The organism is Pseudomonas sp. G11, from assembly GCF_029457515.1.
Classification (GTDB): domain Bacteria; phylum Pseudomonadota; class Gammaproteobacteria; order Pseudomonadales; family Pseudomonadaceae; genus Aquipseudomonas; species Aquipseudomonas gorinensis.
In genome coordinates this window covers 304,460-325,730 of sequence record NZ_CP120377.1, presented here as the reverse complement: position 1 = coordinate 325,730, position 21,271 = coordinate 304,460, and the positions used below count along the sequence as shown (strand labels likewise).

Here is a 21,271-nt window from a genome sequence, read left to right as displayed (position 1 = left end):
CTGATGCAGCGACTGATACTCCGCCATCGGGGCAAGCCCCCTCCCACATGTGTTTTGTATTACCTGTTACTTGCGCTGCAACAACCCCGGCAACTGCGCCACCAGCTTCTGGTTGTTCAGCGGCGCGCGGATAAAGCCACGCTGGGTGCCATCCGGGCCAATCAGCGCGAGGTTACCGCTGTGGTCGACGGTGTAGTTGGGCTTGCTGGTATCCGCCGGAATGAACGGAATGCTCACCGCATTCGACACCTTCTGCACATCGTCCACATTCGCGCCGGTCAAGCCCTGGAACTGCGGGTCGAAGTAGCCCAAGTACTGTTTGAGCTGGGTCGGTGTATCGCGGTTCGGGTCGACACTGACCAGGATCACCTGCAACTTATCCACAGCCTCCTTGGGCAGCTCGCTCTTGATCTGGCGCAGTTGGGCGAGCGTGGTGGGGCAGATGTCCGGGCAGAAGGTGTAGCCGAAGAACAGCAGGCTCCACTTGCCTTTCAACTCATTGACCAGCACCGGCTGGCCTTCCTGGTTAGTCATGCTCACCGACGGCAGCTGGCGGCTTTGCGGCAGCAGGATGATACCTGCGTCGATCAAGGCGGTGGGGTCACCCTGGCCCTTGCCCGAGAGCACCTTGTTGACGGTCAGGCCCATGATCAACGCGACAATGGCCACCAGAATGAAGACAGTTTTTTGAGTTCGAGTCATAGGTTCAACAGTAAGTAGTGATCTACGAGCAGGGCGATAAACAGCAGGAACAAGTACCAGATAGAGTACTTGAAGGTGTTGATCGCCGCGTGCGGCTGAGCGCCACGGTACAGCACCCAGGCCCATTGCAGAAAGCGTGCGCCCAAAACCAGCGCGCACGCCAGGTAGAGCAGGCCACTCATATGGATCACATAGGGCATCAAGCTCACCGCCAGCAGCGCGAAGGTGTAGAGCAGGATATGCACCTTGGTGTAGTGCTCACCATGGGTAACCGGCAGCATCGGGATATCGGCCTTGGCATACTCCTCCTTGCGATGAATGGCCAGGGCCCAGAAATGCGGCGGGGTCCAGGCAAAGATGATCAGCACCAGCAGCAACGGTTCGGCGCTGATATGGCCGGTGACCGCAACCCATCCCAACAGCGGCGGAGCGGCGCCGGCCAGACCGCCAATCACGATATTCTGCGGGGTCGCACGCTTGAGAAAACCGGTGTAGATCACCGCGTAGCCGAGCAGAGAGGCCAGCGTCAACCAGGCCGCCAGCGGGTTGGTGAAGGCCAGCAACAGCGCGAGCCCTGCAACCGCCAGAAACAACGCAAAAGCCAACGCCGCAATAGGCGACACGCGCCCTTCCGCCATCGGCCGCTTGTGGGTGCGGGCCATCACCGCATCAATCCGCCGATCCACCACATGGTTGACCGCCGCCGCGCCGCCGGCACACAGGGCAATGCCCAGGTTGCCGAACACCAGCACCGTCCACGGCACCCCAGCACGGGTGGCGAGGAACATGCCCACCAGGGAGGTGATGAGCATCAGCACCACCACTTTCGGTTTGGTCAGCTCCAAGTAGTCGCGCCAGACTGCCTGGCCGTGACGCGCGCCGATCAAGGTCGCCATGGCATCTCTCCTTTAAGGGTGGTGAGGCCGGATACCGGCTTGCGCGGAAGGAAGCGCCAGCCGAACGGCAGTTGATGACGCACCCGAACCAGGCTGGTGCGGGCGTGGTAATTGACCAATACCAGGGTCAGCAACAATGCTGCGCCGCCAGCATTGTGAGCGACTGCAACCGGCAGCGGCAGGTGGAAATACACGTTGCTCAGGCCCAGGCTGATTTGCGCCGCCAAAGCGATCAGCAACAGCCCCGCGAGCCGGGTCATGCCGACGACGCGCAGCTGCCAGGCCAAGCCCAGCAGAACCAGAGTGACCAGCACCGCACCCACGCGGTGGGTCAGGTGAATGGCGGTGCGCGCGTCGCTGTCGAGCTGCCCGCCGAGATAATTGGGACCGATATGCTGGGTGAGGTGAAAACCATTGGCAAAGTCCGCCGCCGGCCACCACTGGCCATGGCAGGTGGGCAGGTCGATACAAGCCACCGCTGCGTAGTTGGAGCTGACCCAGCCGCCGAGCGCAATCTGCGCGATGACCAGCACCAACCCCGCGGTCGCCCAATATTGCAGGCGCCTGGGCACGATCAGCGCGGGCAGCACGCCGGACAGCCGCAGGGTCAGCAGGAACAACAGACTCAAGGTTGCGAAGCCGCCCAACAAATGTCCGGTCACGACTTGCGGCCAGAGTTTCAACGTGACCGTCCACATGCCAAACGCCGCCTGGGCAAACACCACCGCCAATAAAAACAGCGGCAACTTCACCGGCTGGCCCGGATCACGCCGATGGCTCCAGGCGCGCGCCGCCAGCAACACGATCAGCACGCCCAGGGTGCCAGCAAAGTAACGGTGGACCATCTCGCTCCAGCCCTTTTCCGCCTCCACCGGCGTATCAGGGAAATGCAGTTCGGCATGGGCCAACTGGGCCTCGCTTTGCGGCACGCTGATAAAGCCGTAGCACCCCGGCCAATCCGGACAACCCAGGCCGGCGTGTGTGAGGCGGGTATAGGCGCCGAGCAGCACAACGATCAGTGCCAGCAAGGTGGCAAACAACGCGAGGCGAAATCCAGGTTTGGCCATGACGATGCCCTTATCCGATGTTCGACAGTTTCAACAGGTGGCGCAGGTCGTTGAGCAAGTCCTTGCCCTTGACCTTGGCGTCGTAGCGCAGCACCAGGTTGCCGTGGGGGTCGACGATCCACAGTTGCGCGTCGCCCGGTGCGGCGGCGTTTTTGGTGAACGTCGAGAGATCCAGCGAGTAGCGCTGCAATTGCGGGTATTCGACCTTCAACTTGGCGTCATAGTCGGCACCGACCGGCTGTGCACTGGCCAGGGCATGGCTGGCGCGCGACGCATCGCGCCCCAGGCCGATCTGCAATTGGCGCGCGAGGTACACCAGTTGCTGGCAATCGGCGGCGCAGGCGGCGGGCGCGGTCACCAGCAACTGCCAGCGCTGTTCATCGGCCTGCACGCCAATATCGGCGCGGGTCTGACCATTACCGATCAGTTCTCCGTGATAGCTGCGACTGTCCGGCACCCAGAACTGCAGTTTGTACATAAAGGTGGCCAGCGCCATCGGGCCGATCACCATCAGCAGGATCAGCATCAGTTGCCAGCGGCCTTTGCGCCGATCAGGCACCTCAGACATGTTGAGTGGATTCATGGCCGTTCCCATGGGGCTTCTCCTTTGTGGTGTGCCATCCGAGGTAGAGGTAAAGCGCCAGTAGCGCCAGCGCCATGGCGAACCACTGCACCGCGTAGGCCAGGTGTTTCTCCGGGCCCATCGCAACGATGGGCCAGGTGGTTTCGTACGTACCGGGGCCGGCTTCGGTGCGCAGTTCGTAGGCAAAACCGCTGCGTCCGAGCTCAGCCCATAGCGCAGCGGGGTGCAGCGCGGTCAACAGACGCGGCCATTGCGCGGTCGTGGGGTCTGCATGCAACTGGAATGTTTCGCCGGGCGCGACATACACCCAGGCGTCGAGATTCAAAGGCTGGTCGGGTGTGGTGAAGGCGGGAAGGGTGCGCCGATCCGGCCACGGCAACCAACCGCGATTGAGCAACAGCCACAGGCCGCTGGCCTGGTCATGAAAGGGTTGCAGTAGCTCGACACCGGCCTTCCCGTCGCGCATGCGGTTATCCAGCAACACACTGTGCTCGGCATCGAATTGTCCGCGCAGATGCACGCGGCGAAAGGCCGGGTCGGCCATGTCAGCGAGCTGCACACTGCTGATCGGCTCAGCCACGCGGCGTTCGGCATAGCTGTCCACCAGCAACTGCTTCTCATGGCCGCGCGACAGTTGCCAGAAACCCAAGCCCACCATCAACGGCAGCAGAATCATCACCACCAAGGTCGGTGCGATACCTGGACGAAAGCGTTTCATGGCGCTGGCTATACTTGTTTTCATTGCCCGCCCATCCCCTCAATGCCCACCGAAGCCAGGAACCAGACCATGCTCAAAGCCGCCATTGCCCTGATGCTGATCGCGACCGTCGTGAGCCTGTTCAGTGGCTTGTTCTTCCTGGTCAAGGACGAGGGCAACTCCAACCGCCTCGTCACTGCCTTGACCGTGCGTGTCATACTGGCCGTGATCACCGTGGCATTGATCGCCTGGGGCTTTTTCAGCGGCCAACTGGTGTCTCACGCGCCTTGGTAAGTCGCCTCACAGCACATAGACGAAGAAAAACAGCCCGATCCACACCACATCCACAAAGTGCCAATACCAACTGGCCGCCTCGAAACCGAACTGATGCTCGGCATTGAAGTGCCCGCGCAGGATGCGCATCAGCATCACAAACAAAATGATGGTGCCGATGGTCACGTGGGCACCGTGAAAGCCCGTGAGCATGAAGAAGGTCGCGCCGTACACGCCCGAGCCCAGGGTCAGGCCCAGCTCTTTATAGGCATGGATGTATTCCTCGGCCTGGAACCCGAGAAATCCCAACCCCAACAGTACGGTGATCGCCAACCAGAGCTTCAGCGCGCCACGGTGCCCTTTACGCAAGGCATGGTGGGCAATGGTGATGGTCACGCTGGAGCTCACCAGCAGGATGGTGTTGACCAGCGGCAGGCCCCACGGGCTGATGGTGCCCTCGGGCGCGGGATACAGCTTGGGATCAGGGTTATTGAGCAACGGCCAGGTGAACTCGAAGTTCGGCCACAGCATGTGCGCGATGCCCTTATGACCTTCGCCGCCCAACCAAGGCCCGGACATGTGCCGCACATAAAACAACGCGCCGAAGAACGCGATAAAAAACATCACCTCGGAAAAGATGAACCAGGTCATGCCCCAACGAAACGAGCGATCCATCTGCGCGCTGTACAGCCCGGCACGGCTTTCCTTGATCACTGCACCAAACCAGCCGAACAGCATGTAGGCCAGCAGCAGACCACCGACGAAAAAGATCCACGGGCCGTGGGATTCCGGGCGGGCGGCCTTCAGATCGTTGAACCACACGGCCAGGCCATACACGGTGACCAGCATGCCAAGGGTGGCAATTATCGGCCATTTGCTTTGCGCCGGTACGTAGTACGTATCATGAGTCGACATGTATTCGTTCTCCTGATTAAGCGGGCAAACAGTAGCTAGCCGCCGCTATGGACAGCCACCGGTGGTTGGCGCGCAGTGATATCGAACAGCGTGTACGCCAGGGTCAAATGCTTCACATCCTTGGGCATATCGCGATCGACGATAAAGCGTACTGGCATCTCGATGCGCTGGCCTGGCTGCAGCACTTGCTGGGTGAAGCAAAAACATTCGGTCTTGTGGAAGTACATCGCCGCTTCGGCCGGGGAAATACTCGGCACCGCCTGGGCCGTCATCGGTTTGTCAGTGGGGTTGTAGGCCACGAACAGCATCTCCGTCACAGCACCGGGATTGACCACCACCTCGTCTGCCTTGGAGTGGAACTCCCAGACCATGTCGATGGCATTGGTGGACAGGAACTGCACCCGCACCTGCCGCGCAGGGTCGACAATCTGTTCGCCCTCGTATTGCCCGGCCGTCTTGCCGTTGATACCGAACGCCTTGCACATCACGTCGTAGATCGGCACCAGGGCAAAGCCGAAGGCAAACATCGCCACCACCAGGATCAGCAGGCGGGTGACCAGGCGCTTGAGCGGTACGGAGTCAGCCATGTCGCCCACCCAGCGTGAATGAGGTCAATGTGGGAGGGGGCTTGCCCCCAATGGCTGTTTTACAACCAAGGATGATGTCAGCTGACACACTGCCATCGGGGGCAAACCCCCTCCCACAGGGGATCATCGGGGACCTGTTCATTTGACCTCCGGTGGCGTGGTGAAGGTGTGGTACGGCGCGGGCGAGGGCACGCTCCACTCCAGGCCTTCGGCGCCATCCCACGGCTTGGCCGGCGCCGGCGGGCCGCCGCGGATGCACTTGATCACGATAAACAGGAAGAAGATCTGCGTGGCGCCGAACATAAAGGCACCAATGGACGAAACCATGTTGAAGTCGGCAAATTGCAGGTTGTAGTCCGGCACCCGGCGCGGCATGCCGGCCAGTCCCACGAAGTGCATCGGGAAGAACGCCATGTTCATGCCCACGAAAGACAACCAGAAATGCAGCTTGCCCAGGGTTTCGTCGTACATGTGGCCAGTCCATTTCGGCAGCCAGTAGTAGGCCGAGGCAAAGATGCCGAAGATCGCACCGGGCACCAGTACGTAATGGAAATGCGCCACCACGAAGTAGGTGTCGTGGTACTGGAAGTCCGCCGGGGCAATCGCCAGCATCAGCCCGGAGAAGCCGCCGATGGTGAACAGGATCACGAACGCCACCGCAAACAGCATCGGTGTTTCGAACGTCAGCGAGCCTTGCCACATGGTGCTGACCCAGTTGAACACCTTCACGCCCGTGGGCACGGCAATCAGCAACGTGGCGTACATGAAAAACAACTCGCCGACCAACGGAATGCCCACCACGAACATATGGTGCGCCCACACGATAAACGACAGGAACGCGATACTCGCCGTGGCATACACCATCGATGTGTAGCCGAACAACGGCTTGCGCGAGAAGGTCGGGATGATCGAGCTGACGGCACCGAACGCCGGCAGGATCATGATGTACACCTCGGGGTGGCCGAAGAACCAGAACACATGCTGGAACAGCACCGGATCACCACCGCCGGCCGCACTGAAGAAGCTGGTGCCGAAGTGAATATCCATCAGCATCATGGTCACACAGCCCGCCAGCACCGGCATCACCGCGATCAGCAGGAAGGCGGTGATCAGCCAGGTCCAGACGAACAACGGCATTTTCATCAGGGTCATGCCGGGTGCGCGCAGGTTGAGGATGGTGGCGACCACGTTGATCGCGCCCATGATCGAACTGATGCCCATCAAGTGGATGGCAAAGATGAAGAACGTCACGCTTTCTGGCGCGTAGGTGGTGGACAGCGGGGCGTAGAAAGTCCAGCCGAAGTTTGGCCCACCGCCCGGAGTGAACAGGGTCGAAACCAGCAGCAGGAACGCCGCCGGCAGCAGCCAGAAGCTGAAGTTGTTCATGCGCGGCAGGGCCATGTCCGGCGCGCCGATCATCAGCGGGATCATCCAGTTGGCCAGGCCGACAAACGCCGGCATCACCGCACCGAACACCATGATCAAGCCGTGCATGGTGGTCATCTGGTTGAAGAACGCAGGCTCCACGATCTGCAGGCCGGGCTGGAACAGCTCGGCACGGATCACCATGGCGAACGAGCCGCCCAACAGGAACATGGTGAAGGCAAACCACAGGTACATGGTGCCGATATCTTTGTGGTTGGTGGTCAGCACCCAGCGCATCAAACCCTTGGCGGGGCCGTGGGCATGGTCACCGGCGTGGCCATGGTCATCGATCACAGCGCTCATGGCCGTTCTCCTGCAAGCGAGTGGGCGGGGCGGTTCGGGGCATATGCAATGAATGAAGTCATTTGCTTTCCGCCTGCTTGATGGCCAGCACGTCTTTAGGCGTGACCATGTCGCCTTTGTTGTTACCCCAGGCGTTGCGCTCGTAGGTCACAACCGCAGCGATATCCACCTCGGACAGTTGCTTGCCGAACGCCGCCATGGCGGTGCCGGACTTGCCGAAATAGACGCGGTGCAGGTGGTCTTCCTTGGTGCCGGTGGCAATCGGCGAGCCCTTGAGCGCCGGGAACATTGGCGGCAGGCCCTGGCCTTCGGCCTGGTGACAGGCCACGCAGGTGGTGTGGTAGACCTTATCGCCACGGGCCACCAGCTCTTCAAGCGTCCACTCCTTGGAGGTCAGCTCCTTGAGCTTGGCGGCTTCGGCCTTGCGTTCGCCGAGCCAGGTGTCGTAGTCGGCCTTGGACTTGACCTCGACCACGATCGGCATGAAGCCGTGGTCCTTGCCGCACAGTTCAGCGCATTGGCCACGATAGATGCCGGGCTTCTCGATACGGGTCCAGGCCTCGTTGACGAACCCAGGGATGGCGTCGCGCTTGACCGCAAAGGCCGGCACCCACCAGGAATGGATCACGTCGGCGGCCGTCACCAGGAAGCGCACCTTGGCCCCCACCGGCAGTACCAACGGCTGATCGACCTCCAGCAGGTAGTGTTCGCCCTTGGTCGCCTGGTTGTGGATCTGCTCGGCGGGCGTGGCCAGGTTGCTGAAGAACTCCACGTCCTGGCCCAGGTATTTGTAATGCCACTTCCACTGGTAGCCAGTGACCTGGATATCGATATCCGATTCACTGCTGTCGTAGATGTTGATCAGCGTCTTGGTCGCCGGAATGGCCATGGCCACCAGGATCAGCAAGGGCACCACGGTCCAGAGGATTTCCACGGTCGTGCTTTCGTGGAATTTGGCCGCGACCTGGCCCGTAGAGCGGCGGTGGAGGATCATCGACCAGAACATTGCGCCAAACACAACAATGCCGATTACCACACAGATCCAGAAAATGGTCATGTGCAGGTCGAACACAGCGTGACTGACTTCAGTCGCCCCTGGCGCCATATTCGTTGTCCAGGCGGCGTGCGCCTGACCGAATACTGACCACAACAGAAGGCCCATCCAAACGTGTGGATGTCGCGTCATTGCGGGTTCCCCTTATCGTTCTTGTTATCCCGCCGGTTTGCACCTGCGTCGAAGGGAGCGGCTTCCATACTGCTTACAACCGCTTAGCCTCACCTGCTTATGCAGTCTGGCGTCATCAGCTAATTGCGTACAAACCCGAGTATAGACAGGGTCTGCAACCCCGCAATGTGTAGGGGCAAATGAGCGAAAATGAACCGCCAAAGCCAATAAAACCGGGGGCGGAATCGTTTATCCGACAAACGATGGCAATTCGATATAACGTGGACGCATAACCATGAAATAATTATGACAAATGCGTCTTAGGATCTCGTATAAACGAGCTACCTTATGCTCTCCCTATTCCCAACGCCTGCATCACTGGAGCTTTCATGAACACCGCCGCATTGCGCGAGCAGATTTCCCATGCCCATCAACATGAAGCCCGCACTGGCCAGCTTGCCCAGCAGCTGGAAAAACAATTGCCGCACCTGCATTCGGCCATCTCCCTGGCTGACGGCGATCGCAACATTGTCATGACCCGCTTTGTCACGGCTTACATCGAACTTGTCCCCGACTTGCTGGACGCCGCCAACGATGTGGCCCGCGAAGCCGGTATCGAGAGCCAGATCAAGCCAGTATTGAAGATCGCCGAACAATTCTTCCTGCAACCGCCCGCGATCCTGGCTGGCCATGAAGGACTCGACGGCCTGTTGGACGAGGCCTACCTGGCCCATCGCCTGGTTGAAGAAGTCAATGATCTGTATATCAAGCATTTTGGCCAGCCACTGATTCCGGCAGATACCACCGTGGCTAACGTGATTGCCCATCAGTTGATCGGCGAAGCATTCGCCAACCAGCTGGACGAAGCGGTGCACCTGGCAGTGGATGAAATGCTCAACGAAGACAGCTTTGCGCTGGAGTCAGTCGAGGCGTATCGCGAACAGCTGAAAAGCCCGTACACGGAAGCCGCGTGGAAGCGCTGGCCGTGCCTGTCCCGCAAGCTGGGGGTTGAGTTGGCGTTGGATCAGCCGGCTTAAAGTTTCAGGCTGACGTTAAGCGTACATCGCCTTCTGTAGGAGCGAGGGGGACGCCTAGTTCTTGCTCGCGAGAAACGTCAACGATAACGCGTGTTGCCTGAATGAACGCGGCGCCTGTGAGTTCTTCGCGAGCAAGAACTAGGCGTCCCCCTCGCTCCTACAAAAAAGCCTTAACTGACCGGCATTAGGACTTGCCCCCTCCCACGTTTTGATCCGGTTCCCTCAGCCGATCGATGGCGCCGAACCTATCCCCGTCGTCGTCCTGACCCGGCCTTCCAACCGGCGCTTCAACCCGCGTGCCTCGATCATCAGCTTCGAGCCCTTGGCCGCGTTGGCCCGTCCCCATTCCTCCAGCAGCTCCAGGCAGGAATGGTCGATATAGCTGAGGTTACTCAGCGGCACATGCAGCAGGGTCCCGGCAGGCACGGTCGACAGTACCTGGGTCAACGCCGGCACTTTCAGGAAGGTCGCCGCCCCCACCAGGCGCAGTTCCATTTCACCGTCCCGGGGCAGGTCGACCAAGCTGATTTTCAGGCGCGAAGCCTTGAATGCCAGCTTGACCAACGTCAGCCCGAAGCCCACCAGCACACCGGTCAGCAGGTCGGTGAAGATGATCGCCAACGCCGTGGCCGCATAGGTAAACATCGGCATACGCCCATAACGCCCCAGAGCCCGAAATGCCTTGATATCCACCAGCTTGATCCCGGTGTACACCAGTACGCCCGCGAGGCTCGCCACAGGAATGCTCTGCAGCACGCTCGACAGCAGCAACACGAACCCCAGCAGCCATACGCCATGGAGCATCGCCGACAGGCGTGTGGTGGCACCCGCCTGCACGTTCGCCGAACTGCGCACGATCACGCCAGTCATCGGCAGGGCGCCGACCAGGCCACAGAGCATGTTGCCCACGCCCTGGGCAGACAGCTCCTTATCGAAGTCAGAACGCTGGCCGCTGTGCATGCGGTCGACGGCTGCCGCAGAGAGCAGGGTCTCGGCACTGGCAATAAACGCAACGGCGAACGCAGCAATCAACAACTGCGGATCGGCCAGGTTCAGCAGGTCGCCGGGCCGCAGCCAGTCGATGGCGTCGGCGAGGTTTTCCGGCACTTCCACACGCTTGACCTGCAACGCCAGCACCAGGCTGGCGACCGTGGCCAGCCCCACGCCCAGCAAGGCCCCCGGCACAAACCGCAGCGTCTGCGGGCGGAATTTGTCCCACAGGTACATCACCAGCATGGTGGATAAACCGAGCAGGCCGGCCTGCCAGCCGAGCCCGCCACCCAGGGTTGGAATCGCCTCGCCCAAGGCTGCCGGGAAACCCACCAGGTTATCCAGCCCCGAGGGCTTGGGCGCGCCATCGAGCATCACATGAATCTGCGATAGCACAATCAGCACACCGATCCCCGCCAGCATGCCGTAGACCACCGCCGGCGCCGTGACACGGAACCAGCAGCCCAGGCGCAAGCGCCCGGCCACCAGTTGCAGGAAGCCCGCCAGCAACAGAATCGGCCCAAGCATTGCCATGCCGTGCTGGCGCACCAGTTCGAATACCAGCACCGCCAAGCCCGCTGCCGGGCCGCTGACCTGCAGCGGTGACCCCGCCATCCAGCCCACCACCAGGCCACCGATAATCCCGGTGATCAGGCCCTTGGCCGGTGGCATGCCGGAAGCGATCGCGATCCCCATGCACAAGGGCAGGGCAACCAGAAACACAACCACGGAGGCGAGGAGCTCCCGTGGCAATACAGCTTTCAATTGAGCAGCACGCATGATGACTCTCCCGAGGCATTCGCCGGGCGCGGCAAAGCCTGGCTGCATCCATGGCAGCCACCGCTTTACCCGGCAGGGAAGTGTGTTAGAAGCGCGCTTTAGGCGTCGCGGATGGAATCGGCTCGGTGCCGTTCAAGGGTCGGAATGCCGACTGTTCCGCATCGTAGGCCCGGATTTCGCTGGTCTCGATGTCGTAGATCCAGCCATGGATAAACAAATGACCATTGGCCATGCGCGAAGCCACGGAAGGATGAGTACGCAAATGTTGCAACTGGGCGATGACGTTTTCTTCGGTCAGCACTTTCATGCTCTCGCCTTCATTGGCGCAGTCGCAGTTGTCGTGGACCATGGCCTTGGCGACCTCGGCATGACGCAGCCAGGCCTTGACCGTCGGCATCTTCTCCAGGCTCTGGGGGTTGAGCACCGCGCGCATCGCGCCACAGTCGGAGTGCCCGCATACGATGATGTGCTGCACGCCCAGGGCAAGCACCGCGTACTCGATGGCGGTGGAAACGCCGCCGTTCATCTGCCCGTAGGGTGGCACCACGTTGCCGACGTTACGGGTCACAAACAGGTCGCCGGGGGAGCTTTGGGTGATCAGCTCGGGCACGATGCGCGAGTCGGCGCAGGTAATGAACATCGCCCGTGGGCTCTGGGCCGTGGCGAGTTTCTTGAAGAGTTCTTCCTGCTGGGGGAAGACGTCGTGATGGAAATGCAAAAAGCCGTCAACGATATGCTTTAGCGCTGCATCGGCGGATTCCGCCACCTGAGGGGCTGAAGCCGACGCAGCCAACGGCTGTTTATCCTTGTCACTCATGATTCATCCTCTTGATTAATGCAGGGGAGTTGTCAGGTCAGTTCGACGCGCGTTCAGTGGATTAGTTGAAAAATCCCACAATGATAGGCGCCGACTCATCAGTCACTCGCTGAACAAGGTAACCGCCAAAACTTAACTCAAACTGAATGAACCGCTCTAGATCGCGGGTTTCAGTGATGTCAAAACGCGACTATTCCTACAGGAAGAGTGCATTCTTCTTTATCATTTTACAACAACACCATTTGTCTGCCCGGTGGGCAGAACGCCGTGCAATCGAGATTAAAGCCTTCCCGACGATTGAGGCCCAGGCGCTTGATCGCCTTGGCAAAACGTTGCGCCAGCAGATCGGCGAACGGCCCCTCGCCCCGCATGCGCACGCCGAACCGGCTGTCATACACCTCGCCGCCGCGCACTTGGCGCACCAGGCTCATCACATGGGCCGCGCGCTGCGGGTAATGCGCCGCCAACCATTCCTCGAACAAAGGCGCCACCTCCAACGGCAAGCGCAACATCATGTAGGCCGCACTTTGAGCACCTGCGGCGTGGGCCTCGGCCAACAGGCTTTCGAGCTCGCTGTCATTGATCATCGGGATCATCGGCGAGCACAACACCCCCACCGGGATACCGGCCTCGCGCATCACCCGGATCGCCCGCAACCGCGCCTTGGGCGCTGCCGTGCGCGGCTCCAGGATGCGCTTGAGCTCGTCATCCAGGCTGGTGAGGCTGATCATCACCGCCACCAGCCGCTGCCGGGCCAGTTCGGTCAGCAGGTCAAGATCGCGCAGGATCAGCGAGCCCTTGGTGATGATGGTCACCGGATGCCGATAACGCAGCAGCACTTCAAGGGTTTGCCGGGTGATCTTGTATTCGCGCTCAATGGGTTGGTATGGATCGGTATTGGAGCCCAGGTTGATCGGCGCGCATACGTAACCCGGTTTGGACAGTTGCTGCTCCAGCACCTCGGCCGCGTTGCTCTTGGCAATCAGCTTGGTCTCGAAATCCAGCCCTGGCGACAGGTCCCAATAGGCATGGCTGGGTCGCGCATAGCAGTAGATGCAGCCATGCTCGCAGCCACGATACGGGTTGATCGAGCGATCGAACGGCAGGTCTGGCGAGTTGTTGCGGGTGATGATGGTCTTGGCCGTCTCGATGCGCACTTCGGTGCCCTGGGTCGGCGGCACTTCCTGGTACCAACCGTCGTCCTCGGCCACGCTGGCGGTGGGCGCAAAGCGGTTGTGCAGGTTGGTGGCCGTGCCCCGGCCACGGGGCGGTAGGGGGGAATTCATGGGCATACCTCAATACTGTATCTACATACAGTATTTCAGCCCGGCGTTTCGCGCCAGCACCGTTGGGCAGGAAGTCGCCAGGCAATTTACTTACATGTGTAAGTGCAAGGTATTACATGTGAGCTTTCAAGTAACAAATCGCCACACTTAGTTCATGGATTAAGCTTTCAGCATGCACTTATGATCCTGTCCCAACTCAATAAACACCAAAAGGATCCAAGTATGTCTCAGGACGAAATACGTTTGACTTGTGAAGACTTTGAGAAAGATAACAGCCCGGAAATCTTACTCGAGCGTTTTACCAATGGGGATCTTTCGTACGCTATGTATGCCTCTTCATCCAAGAAAGATGGGCATTACGACACGACCTCCAGCCCAACGGACCTGGACAATGACGGCGACTTCGATAACGAAGACAAGGCAATTTTCCTGACTATGGCCAATGCCTTCGCGAAGACCTGCCAGCGAAAGTCAAATTAAACGAAGCGTTCCAAGAAATAGAAAACGCCCAACTTATATAAATCACCCTATATAAGTTGGGCGCGCGACACCCGAACTTATTTAGTTCTTATCGCCCTGTTTTTTACGCAACTCCGCAACTTGCGCAGCACTTGTTGCAACACCTTTATTACCCCAGCTACCCCGCACGAAACTGACCACATCCGCCACTTCCTGGTCCGACAGCCTCCAGGCGAACGCCGGCATGGTGAAGGTGGACGGCGCTGTGTGCGTTGCCGGCAAGGTCCCACCGTTCAACACAATGTTGATCAGCGACGTGGCATCCGCCGTCTGCAACACCGGGTTACCCGCCAGCGCCGGGAACACCCGCGTATAACCATGGCCGTCGGTACGGTGGCAGGCCGCACAGTTGTCGATGTACACCGACGCGCCCGGCTTGCTGTCATCACCTTTCCATAGCGCTTCAGCCACCTGCTTGTCGTACTGGTGCGGTGCGTCGTTGGGATCGACCGCAGGCAGGCTCTTGAGATAGCGGGCGATAGCAGTCAGGTCGTCTTGCGACATGTACTGCATGCTGTGGACAACCACATCGCTCATGCCACCAAACACGGCGCTGCGATCACTGCGGCCAGTCTTGAGGAATTGCACCAGTTGCGCCTCGCTCCAGCTGCCGAGGCCGTCCTTGTGGTCGCCGCGCAGGCTCTTGGCGATCCAGCCTTCCAGCGGCGCACTGCCGGACAGGAACGCGTTGCCGTCAGTGGCACTCAGGGCTTTTTCCTGCATGGTCAGGGCACGCGGCGTATGGCACGCGCCGCAGTGGCCAAGCCCTTCCACCAGATAGGCACCCCGGCTGATCACCGGGTCAGCACCCGCCGCCTGGTCGTGCCCCACCTCAGGCGCGAACATCCAACGCCACGCCGCCAGCGGCCAGCGCATGCTCAGCGGCCAAGGAATGTCGCTGTCTTTGTTCTCCTGCGCGACGGGCTCCACGCCTTTCATGAAGTACGCATACAACGCCCGCATATCGCTCTCGCTGACACGGGCGTAAGACGGGTAGGGCATCGCCGGGTAAAGCGTACTACCACTCTTGGCGACGCCATGGCGCACGGCCTTGTCGAAGTCCTCGAAGCTGTAGCCACCCAGGCCGGTCTGGTCCGGGGTGATGTTGGTGGAATAGATCACACCAATGGGGGTCTCCATCGGCAGGCCACCCGCGAACGGTTTACCACCCTTGGCCGTGTGGCAGGCCACGCAGTCTCCGGCGCGGGCCAGGTATTCGCCCTGCTGGGTCAGGTCGGTTTCGGCTGCGCTTACCGAACAGCTGCTGAGCAACGCCAGGGAGGCGATAACAAGTGCTTTCATGGTCATCGCTCCTTATGCCTGAACCAGCGGGCCGGGGTTTTTCAGGTACTGCTCGCGGATCGCCCGGGCCGACCAATAGGTCAGCGCTGCCACCAGGCCTGTGGGGTTGTAACCCAGGCCTTGGGGGAACGCGGACGCACCCGGGACAAATACGCTGTGGACATCCCAGCACTGCAGGTAGCGGTTCAAAGCGCTGGTTTTCGGGTCGGTGCCCATGATCGCGCCACCGTTAAGGTGGGTGGTCTGGTACGACGCGGTATTGAAATGCTCCCCGACCTTCTTGCCCAACACGGCAATGGCCTTGGGGTTCATCGCTTCGGCAATCTTGCCCATTTTCTCGACCATGAAGCGGTTCATCTTGATGTCGTTTTCCTGCCAGTCGAACGTCATGCGCAGCAGCGGCAGGCCGTAGGCATCGCGGTACACCGGGTCCAGATCCAGGTAGTTCCCCCGATAGGATTGATGGGCGCCATGGGCGTCCATCGACACCTGGTGGGTGTAGTAATCAGCCGTAGCGCGTTTCCAGGCGCTGCCCCAGGCCGGAGTGCCCGGAGGGTTGGAGGTGCCGGCAATCGGTCGGCTGCCGGCCTGGTTGACCCACATCGGCGAGCCCCCGACAAAGCCATGAGGCCCGTGGTCGAAGTTGTCCGCATTGAAGTCGTCGATGGCCACGCCATTGCCACCAGCCCCGATGAAGTTGTTGGTGTGGGTGTCCTTGTCGAAGAACGCCTTGATGGTAGCCATGTTCTGATAGGCGAAGTTGCGACCCACCACGCCTTCGTTGGTCACCGGGTCGTAGGGCTTGCCGATACCGGACAACAGCATCAGGCGCACGTTGTGGAACTGGAACGCGCCGAGGATCACCAGGTCCGCCGGTTGCTCGCATTCCCGGCCCTGGGCGTCGATATAGGTCACGCCGGTGGCCTTGCTCTTGGTGCTGTCGAGGTTGACCTTGAGCACATGGGAGTTGGGCCGCAGTTCGAAGTTAGGCACCTGGCGCAGTGCCGGCAGGATGTTCACGTTCGGTGACGCCTTGGAATACATGTAGCACACGTAGCCACTGCAAAAACCGCAGAAGTTGCACGGGCCCATCTGTGCGCCATAGGGGTTGGTGTAGGGCCCCGAAGTGTTGGCTGACGGCAGGTTGTAGGGTTTATAACCTACGCTGGTGGCGGCCTTCTGGAACAGTTGGGCCGACACGGTATTTTTTTGCGCTTCCAGCGGGAACGAGTTGGAGCGGTCGGGCGCGTAGGGGTTGCCGCCACGGCCTTCGCCGACCAACTGGCCTTTGACGGTCCAGGCCTGGCCAGAGGTGCCGAAGACTTTTTCCGCATAGTCGAAGAACGGTTCCAGCTCTTCGTAGCTGACGCCGAAGTCTTGGATGGTCATGTCCTTGGGAATGAAGTTCTTCCCATAGCGCTCTTCGTAATGGCTGCGCATGCGCAACTCGATAGGGTCGACGCGAAAATGCACGCCTGACCAATGCAGGCCGGCACCGCCCACGCCATTGCCCGGCAGGAATGCCCCCAATTGGCGGTTGGGCAGGGCGATGTCGTTCACGCTATGGCGAATCGTCACCGTCTCCTTGGAAATGTCCTGGAAGAGTTTTTTTCGCACGCTGTAGGTCAGTTCATCGATGACCTGGGGATAGTTGCCATCCGGATAGGTGTCCTGCATCGGGCCGCGCTCCAGCGCGACCACATTCAGGCCAGCTTCCGTCAGCTCCTTGGCCATGATCGCGCCGGTCCAGCCGAAGCCGACGATCACCGCATCCACTTTCTTCATGATGGTCGCCACGTTTATGCCCTCTCGCCGCGAATGGAAACAGCCGGGAAGGGGTATTGCTCGTTGCGTTCCACCCAATCCATGAAGTCGGCGCGCGCGCCGGGGAAGCCGATCATGGTCCAGCCGACCATGCCCTTGTTGCCGCCGTGGATCGGGTCGCAGAAGAACCCTTCCTTGGTGTTTTGCAGCAGCAGGTTGAAAAACATCTTCGGCGGTACCGCGTCGAAATGCGCGGTCACTTCGCTGCCGCCGGCTTCCAGACGGTGGAGCATATCGTCCTGGGTAGCGCTGTCTTGCGCGGCAAAAACCTTCCCGTTGAACGCTTTCGACCAGGCATCCGTGGCGGCAATACCCAGTCGGTAGATCTCTTTGGGCACCAATTTGCTTTGCCAGCCCATCTCCGGCGCGGCGTCGGCGTTGAACGGCCCTTGCATGAACCACAGTGCGCCGCTGGCGTAAGGCGTGTTCATCTGACGGTCGATGTATTCCGGCGCGCCCGCTTCCAGGGCGCCCGGGCCTTGTGCATCGGCGGGAATCAGGCGCGCGACAGCAGCGTTGATAAACGCCCACTCTTCAGCGGTGAAATAGCTCGGCTCATAGGCCTTGCCGCTGGCCGCAGGCTGGGCCGGCGCGGCCTGGGCAGGCTCGGGCGTAGCCATCAGCATCGAACCGCCAAGGCCGGTGCTGGCAACCGTGACCACCGGGATCAAGGTCAAGGATTTGCGCAGGAAGTCACGCCGGGGGTTGTCTTGATCTTGATCAGACATGGGGCACCTCATCATGGGGTCACGGGTTTATCAGCGGCTTCTAGGGAGCAGCTTGAAGTTAGCGGCAGCAAGTTGGATCCAACCGATCCAAGGAGATAGAACGCAGCGGCAATCAATAGTTACAAATGATAGCAGGCTAAGGATCAGGAGAATCGGTTCATCAAGAAAAGAACATTGCTTCACGATTCTTTGACAGCCGCCTCACGCCCTGTTGACCCCTGTTCATCGACTCTGGGCGCCATCAACCTACTTCCCCCATTCGGTCACGTCGCCCATGTTCAAGCCACAATTACTGCCAGCCCTTGGTCTTGCATTCATGGCCTTGTTCGCCACGGCTCACGCCCACGCCGATGAAAACTCGTCCATCCGTTCGCCGGAGTGGGCGCAACCCGTGGGCGACCAGTACAACCTGCACCAGATGACACCCACGCTCTACCGCAGCGCGCTGCCGGACAGCAACGCGGCGCCCCTGCTGGAAAAACTCAAGATCGGCACCGTGATCAACTTCCTGCCGGAATCCGACGCCAGCTGGCTCAAGGCCCCTGGCATCCGGCAGGTGCAGTTGGCTTATCGCACCAACCATGTCGATGACACCGACGTGCTGGCAGCGCTCCGCGCGATCCAGGAGGCCCAGGCCAATGGCCCGGTGCTCATGCACTGCAAGCACGGCTCGGACCGCACCGGCCTGATGGCGGCGATGTATCGCGTCGTGGTTCAGGGATGGAGCAAGGAAGAGGCGTTGAACGAAATGACCCTGGGCGGGTTCGGTACCAGCAACGGCTTCAAGGATGGCATTCGCTACATGATGAAAGCCGATATTGACAAGTTGCGCACAGCCTTGGCGAAGGGCGATTGCAGCACCAGCGCCTTTGCCCTGTGTTCGATGAAGGATTGGATTACGACCTCCGGCAAGCCAGAGGAAAAACTGTAGGCGCAAGCTCGCGAAGAGCCTCAACGACGCCGCGGGTATCCTGAATGCCCGCGGCGTCCTCGCGTTTTTCGCGAGCAAGCTCGTTCCTACAGGGGCTTGCGTGGGTGCGTCAGTCTTTCTTCAGCTTCGGATTAGGAAAAAACTGTACCGCCTGCACCTTCGGATCCGGCGCTTTCAACGCCGACGTATTGACCCGCGTGCCCAACTCCTTGGGCACCGACAAACCTTGATCATTCAGCGTATCGGTATACCCGCAAGCCACGCATTCGCGGTGCGGGACGCTGTCCTCGGTCCACATCTTGAGCTTGTCCGGCTCGCTGCACGCCGGGCAAACCGCCCCGGCGATAAATTGCTTCTTGGTGATCACAGGCCCGTCACTCATGCTGCCGCGCCCTCGCTCAGGCCGCTGTGGCGCAAGAGTGCGTCAATCGACGGCGCGCGTCCGCGGAAGTCGACGAACAGCACCATCGGCTCCTGGGAGCCGCCACGGGCCAGGATGGCTTCGCGGAATGCGCGGCCGGTCTCGGCATTGAGCACGCCTTCTTCTTCGAACTTGGAGAAGGCGTCGGCCGACAGCACCTCAGCCCACTTGTAGCTGTAGTAACCCGCGGCATAACCGCCAGCAAAAATGTGCGCAAAGCTGTTGGGGAAACGGTTGTAGGCGGGTGGACGCATCACCGAGACCTCGTCGCGCACCCCTTCGAGCACCTGCGCCACACTGCGTCCGTCGCCATGTGTCGCATGCAATTCGAAGTCGAACAACGAGAACTCCAACTGTCGCACCATCATCAGGCCGGACTGGAAGTTCTTTGCCGCCAGCATTTTTTCCAGCAGGTCCTGGGGCAGCGGCTCACCGGTTTCATAGTGGCCGGAGATCAACGCCAAGCCTTCCGGCTCCCAGCACCAGTTTTCCATGAACTGGCTCGGCAACTCCACCGCATCCCAGGCCACGCCGTTGATGCCGGAAACGCCGGCGTGCTCAACGCGGGTCAGCAGGTGATGCAGGCCGTGGCCGAATTCGTGGAACAGGGTGGTCACTTCATCGTGGGTCAGCAGGGCCGGCTTGCCGCTGTCGGCCGGGGTGAAGTTGCACACCAGGTTGGCCACCGGGCTCTGCAGCACACCGTCGATGGTACGACGGCGGTCACGCGCGCCGTCCATCCAGGCACCGCCACGCTTGTTGGCGCGGGCGTACAGGTCGAAGAAGAAGCGACCGACATGCTGGCCGTTCTCCTTGATTTCGAACAGGCGCACGTCCGGGTGCCAGGTGTCGAAGCCTTTCTGCTCGGCGATTTCAATGCCGTACAGGCGCTGCACGATGGCGAACAGGCCGCTGAGCACTTTGTCGATCGGGAAGTAGGCGCGCAGGGCTTCCTGGGACACGCTGTAGCGTTGCTCACGCAGTTTTTCGCCGTAGAACCCGCTGTCCCAGCTTTGCAAGTCAGCGCAGCCTTGTTCGGCGGCGTAGGCCTTGAGCTGTTGCAGGTCCTGGGCGGCAAACGGCTTGCTGCGCTTGGCCAGGTCACGCAGGAAACTCAACACCTGGTCGCTGGACTCGGCCATCTTGGTGGCCAGGCTCAGTTCGGAGAACGAAGCGAAACCCAGCAGCTTGGCCAGTTCCTGGCGCAGGTCGAGGATCTGTTCCATCACCGGGCCGTTATCGTTCTGACCGGCATTCGGGCCTTGGTCCGACGCCCGGGTGCAGTAGGCGGCGTAGACTTCTTCACGCAGGGCGCGGTCCTGGGCGTAGGTCATCACCGCGTAATAGCTGGGGAACTCCAGGGTGATCAACCAGCCGTCGAGGCCTTTGGCCTGGGCAGCGGCGGCCATCTGCGCCTTGGCCGAGTCGGTCAGGCCGGCGAGCGTGGCTTCATCGGTGATGTGCTTGGTCCAGGCCTGGGTGGCATCCAGCAGTTGGTTGGAAAATTTGCTGCCCAGTTCGGAGAGTTTGCTCTGCACTTCGGCATAACGTTTTTGCTGCTCGGGCGGCAAATCGATACCCGAGAGGCGGAAATCGCGCAGGGAGTGTTCCAGGATAGTTTTTTGCGCCACGTCGAAACCGGCGGCTTCCGGGCTGTTGGCCAGCGCTTCATAAGCCTGGAACAGTTCACGGTTCTGGCCCATCTCGGTCGAATAGGCACTCAATGCCGGCAGGCATGCCTCGTAGGCTTCACGCAGTTCGGCGCTGTTGCATACGGCATTCAAGTGGCTGACCGGGCTCCAGGCGGCGCCCAGGCGGTCGTTGAGTTCGTCCATGGCCAGGACCAGGCCGGCCCACGTCGGATTTTCCCCCTGGCTTTGCAGGATGCCTTCGATGGCAACACGGTTGTCCGCGAGGATCTGTTCAATGGCCGGCTGCACGTGCTCGGCACGGATCGCCGAGAACGGCGGCAGGTCGTAGGACTGCAAAAGAGGGTTGTTCGCGCTCACGGTTGGCACCTTGG

General features: G+C 60.6%; 21 protein-coding genes. 4 read left to right on the top strand and 17 right to left on the bottom strand.

The window, feature by feature from the left end:
* Positions 1 to 66: 66 nt before the first annotated feature.
* Genes P2T68_RS01450 through P2T68_RS01430 form a run of 5 tightly spaced genes read right to left on the bottom strand, consistent with a single transcriptional unit; the run spans position 67 to position 3,990 of the window.
* On the bottom strand, positions 67 to 702 hold the full coding sequence (locus P2T68_RS01450; RefSeq protein ID WP_024072616.1) for an SCO family protein: 636 nt from the start codon (positions 700 to 702) through the stop codon (positions 67 to 69).
* The gene (gene cyoE / locus P2T68_RS01445; RefSeq protein WP_024072615.1) at positions 699 to 1,598 is read right to left on the bottom strand and encodes a heme o synthase; all 900 of its coding nucleotides are present in this window, start codon (positions 1,596 to 1,598) and stop codon (positions 699 to 701) included. Before cyoE ends, P2T68_RS01450 begins: the two co-directional genes overlap by 4 nt.
* Positions 1,586 to 2,665: a COX15/CtaA family protein gene (locus P2T68_RS01440; RefSeq protein ID WP_024072614.1), complete on the bottom strand. Its 1,080-nt coding sequence runs from the start codon at positions 2,663 to 2,665 to the stop codon at positions 1,586 to 1,588. Before P2T68_RS01440 ends, cyoE begins: the two co-directional genes overlap by 13 nt.
* A 10-nt stretch (positions 2,666 to 2,675) precedes the next feature.
* The gene (locus tag P2T68_RS01435) at positions 2,676 to 3,260 is read right to left on the bottom strand and encodes a hypothetical protein (RefSeq protein WP_277378934.1); all 585 of its coding nucleotides are present in this window, start codon (positions 3,258 to 3,260) and stop codon (positions 2,676 to 2,678) included.
* Positions 3,226 to 3,990, bottom strand: coding sequence for an SURF1 family protein (locus P2T68_RS01430; protein ID WP_277378933.1), 765 nt, complete (start codon positions 3,988 to 3,990; stop codon positions 3,226 to 3,228). The genes P2T68_RS01435 and P2T68_RS01430 overlap by 35 nt, the downstream gene beginning before the upstream one ends.
* A 45-nt stretch (positions 3,991 to 4,035) precedes the next feature.
* Here P2T68_RS01430 and P2T68_RS01425 point away from each other — a divergent pair, with 45 nt between their 5' ends.
* Positions 4,036 to 4,239 carry a twin transmembrane helix small protein gene (locus tag P2T68_RS01425; RefSeq protein WP_277378932.1) on the top strand — a complete coding sequence of 68 codons (204 nt, stop codon included), beginning with the start codon at positions 4,036 to 4,038 and terminating at the stop codon, positions 4,237 to 4,239.
* Positions 4,240 to 4,245: 6 nt separating this feature from the next.
* On the opposite strand, the gene P2T68_RS01420 is transcribed toward P2T68_RS01425, so the two are convergent.
* The 4 genes from P2T68_RS01420 to coxB all read right to left on the bottom strand — a co-directional run bounded on the left by P2T68_RS01420 (position 4,246) and on the right by coxB (position 8,634).
* Positions 4,246 to 5,133: a cytochrome c oxidase subunit 3 gene (locus P2T68_RS01420; protein WP_024072611.1), complete on the bottom strand. Its 888-nt coding sequence runs from the start codon at positions 5,131 to 5,133 to the stop codon at positions 4,246 to 4,248.
* A 35-nt stretch (positions 5,134 to 5,168) separates the two neighbouring features.
* Positions 5,169 to 5,720: a cytochrome c oxidase assembly protein gene (locus P2T68_RS01415; RefSeq protein WP_024072610.1), complete on the bottom strand. Its 552-nt coding sequence runs from the start codon at positions 5,718 to 5,720 to the stop codon at positions 5,169 to 5,171.
* A gap of 138 nt (positions 5,721 to 5,858) precedes the next feature.
* The gene (gene ctaD, locus P2T68_RS01410; RefSeq protein ID WP_024072609.1) at positions 5,859 to 7,448 is read right to left on the bottom strand and encodes a cytochrome c oxidase subunit I; all 1,590 of its coding nucleotides are present in this window, start codon (positions 7,446 to 7,448) and stop codon (positions 5,859 to 5,861) included.
* Between the two features lie 58 nt (positions 7,449 to 7,506).
* Complete coding sequence (gene coxB, locus P2T68_RS01405; RefSeq protein WP_277378931.1) at positions 7,507 to 8,634, bottom strand: cytochrome c oxidase subunit II; 1,128 nt, start codon at positions 8,632 to 8,634, stop codon at positions 7,507 to 7,509.
* Positions 8,635 to 9,002: 368 nt separating this feature from the next.
* On the opposite strand from coxB, the gene P2T68_RS01400 reads away from it, so the two are divergent.
* Positions 9,003 to 9,650, top strand: coding sequence for a hypothetical protein (locus P2T68_RS01400; RefSeq protein WP_069074953.1), 648 nt, complete (start codon positions 9,003 to 9,005; stop codon positions 9,648 to 9,650).
* A 222-nt stretch (positions 9,651 to 9,872) separates the two neighbouring features.
* Here P2T68_RS01400 and P2T68_RS01395 read toward each other — a convergent pair whose 3' ends face one another.
* From P2T68_RS01395 to P2T68_RS01385, 3 genes are all read right to left on the bottom strand, one after another.
* Positions 9,873 to 11,420, bottom strand: a complete 1,548-nt coding sequence (locus P2T68_RS01395) for a SulP family inorganic anion transporter (protein ID WP_150055494.1) — start codon at positions 11,418 to 11,420, stop codon at positions 9,873 to 9,875.
* Positions 11,421 to 11,505: 85 nt separating this feature from the next.
* Complete coding sequence (locus P2T68_RS01390; protein WP_024072605.1) at positions 11,506 to 12,237, bottom strand: carbonic anhydrase; 732 nt, start codon at positions 12,235 to 12,237, stop codon at positions 11,506 to 11,508.
* Between the two features lie 227 nt (positions 12,238 to 12,464).
* Complete coding sequence (locus P2T68_RS01385) at positions 12,465 to 13,523, bottom strand: PA0069 family radical SAM protein (protein ID WP_069074955.1); 1,059 nt, start codon at positions 13,521 to 13,523, stop codon at positions 12,465 to 12,467.
* 222 nt (positions 13,524 to 13,745) lie between these two features.
* Here P2T68_RS01385 and P2T68_RS01380 point away from each other — a divergent pair, with 222 nt between their 5' ends.
* Positions 13,746 to 14,003: a hypothetical protein gene (locus P2T68_RS01380; RefSeq protein ID WP_024072603.1), complete on the top strand. Its 258-nt coding sequence runs from the start codon at positions 13,746 to 13,748 to the stop codon at positions 14,001 to 14,003.
* Positions 14,004 to 14,084: 81 nt separating this feature from the next.
* Here P2T68_RS01380 and P2T68_RS01375 read toward each other — a convergent pair whose 3' ends face one another.
* From P2T68_RS01375 to P2T68_RS01365, 3 genes are read right to left on the bottom strand one after another with little or no spacing between them, the layout of a single operon-like run.
* The gene (locus P2T68_RS01375) at positions 14,085 to 15,344 is read right to left on the bottom strand and encodes a cytochrome c (protein ID WP_277378930.1); all 1,260 of its coding nucleotides are present in this window, start codon (positions 15,342 to 15,344) and stop codon (positions 14,085 to 14,087) included.
* 12 nt (positions 15,345 to 15,356) lie between these two features.
* Complete coding sequence (locus tag P2T68_RS01370) at positions 15,357 to 17,141, bottom strand: GMC family oxidoreductase (protein ID WP_277378929.1); 1,785 nt, start codon at positions 17,139 to 17,141, stop codon at positions 15,357 to 15,359.
* Positions 17,142 to 17,143: 2 nt separating this feature from the next.
* Positions 17,144 to 17,896: a gluconate 2-dehydrogenase subunit 3 family protein gene (locus P2T68_RS01365; RefSeq protein WP_150095261.1), complete on the bottom strand. Its 753-nt coding sequence runs from the start codon at positions 17,894 to 17,896 to the stop codon at positions 17,144 to 17,146.
* A gap of 274 nt (positions 17,897 to 18,170) precedes the next feature.
* On the opposite strand from P2T68_RS01365, the gene P2T68_RS01360 reads away from it, so the two are divergent.
* A complete protein-coding gene (locus tag P2T68_RS01360) occupies positions 18,171 to 18,827 on the top strand; it encodes a tyrosine-protein phosphatase (protein ID WP_024072599.1) in 657 nt (218 codons plus the stop codon).
* A gap of 109 nt (positions 18,828 to 18,936) precedes the next feature.
* Here the strand turns inward: P2T68_RS01360 and P2T68_RS01355 are convergent, their stop codons facing one another.
* Together P2T68_RS01355 and prlC are read right to left on the bottom strand one after the other, a co-directional pair.
* Positions 18,937 to 19,209, bottom strand: a complete 273-nt coding sequence (locus tag P2T68_RS01355) for a YheV family putative zinc ribbon protein (protein ID WP_024072598.1) — start codon at positions 19,207 to 19,209, stop codon at positions 18,937 to 18,939.
* Positions 19,206 to 21,257, bottom strand: coding sequence for an oligopeptidase A (prlC, locus tag P2T68_RS01350; RefSeq protein WP_193690008.1), 2,052 nt, complete (start codon positions 21,255 to 21,257; stop codon positions 19,206 to 19,208). The genes P2T68_RS01355 and prlC overlap by 4 nt, the downstream gene beginning before the upstream one ends.
* Positions 21,258 to 21,271 lie beyond the last annotated feature (14 nt).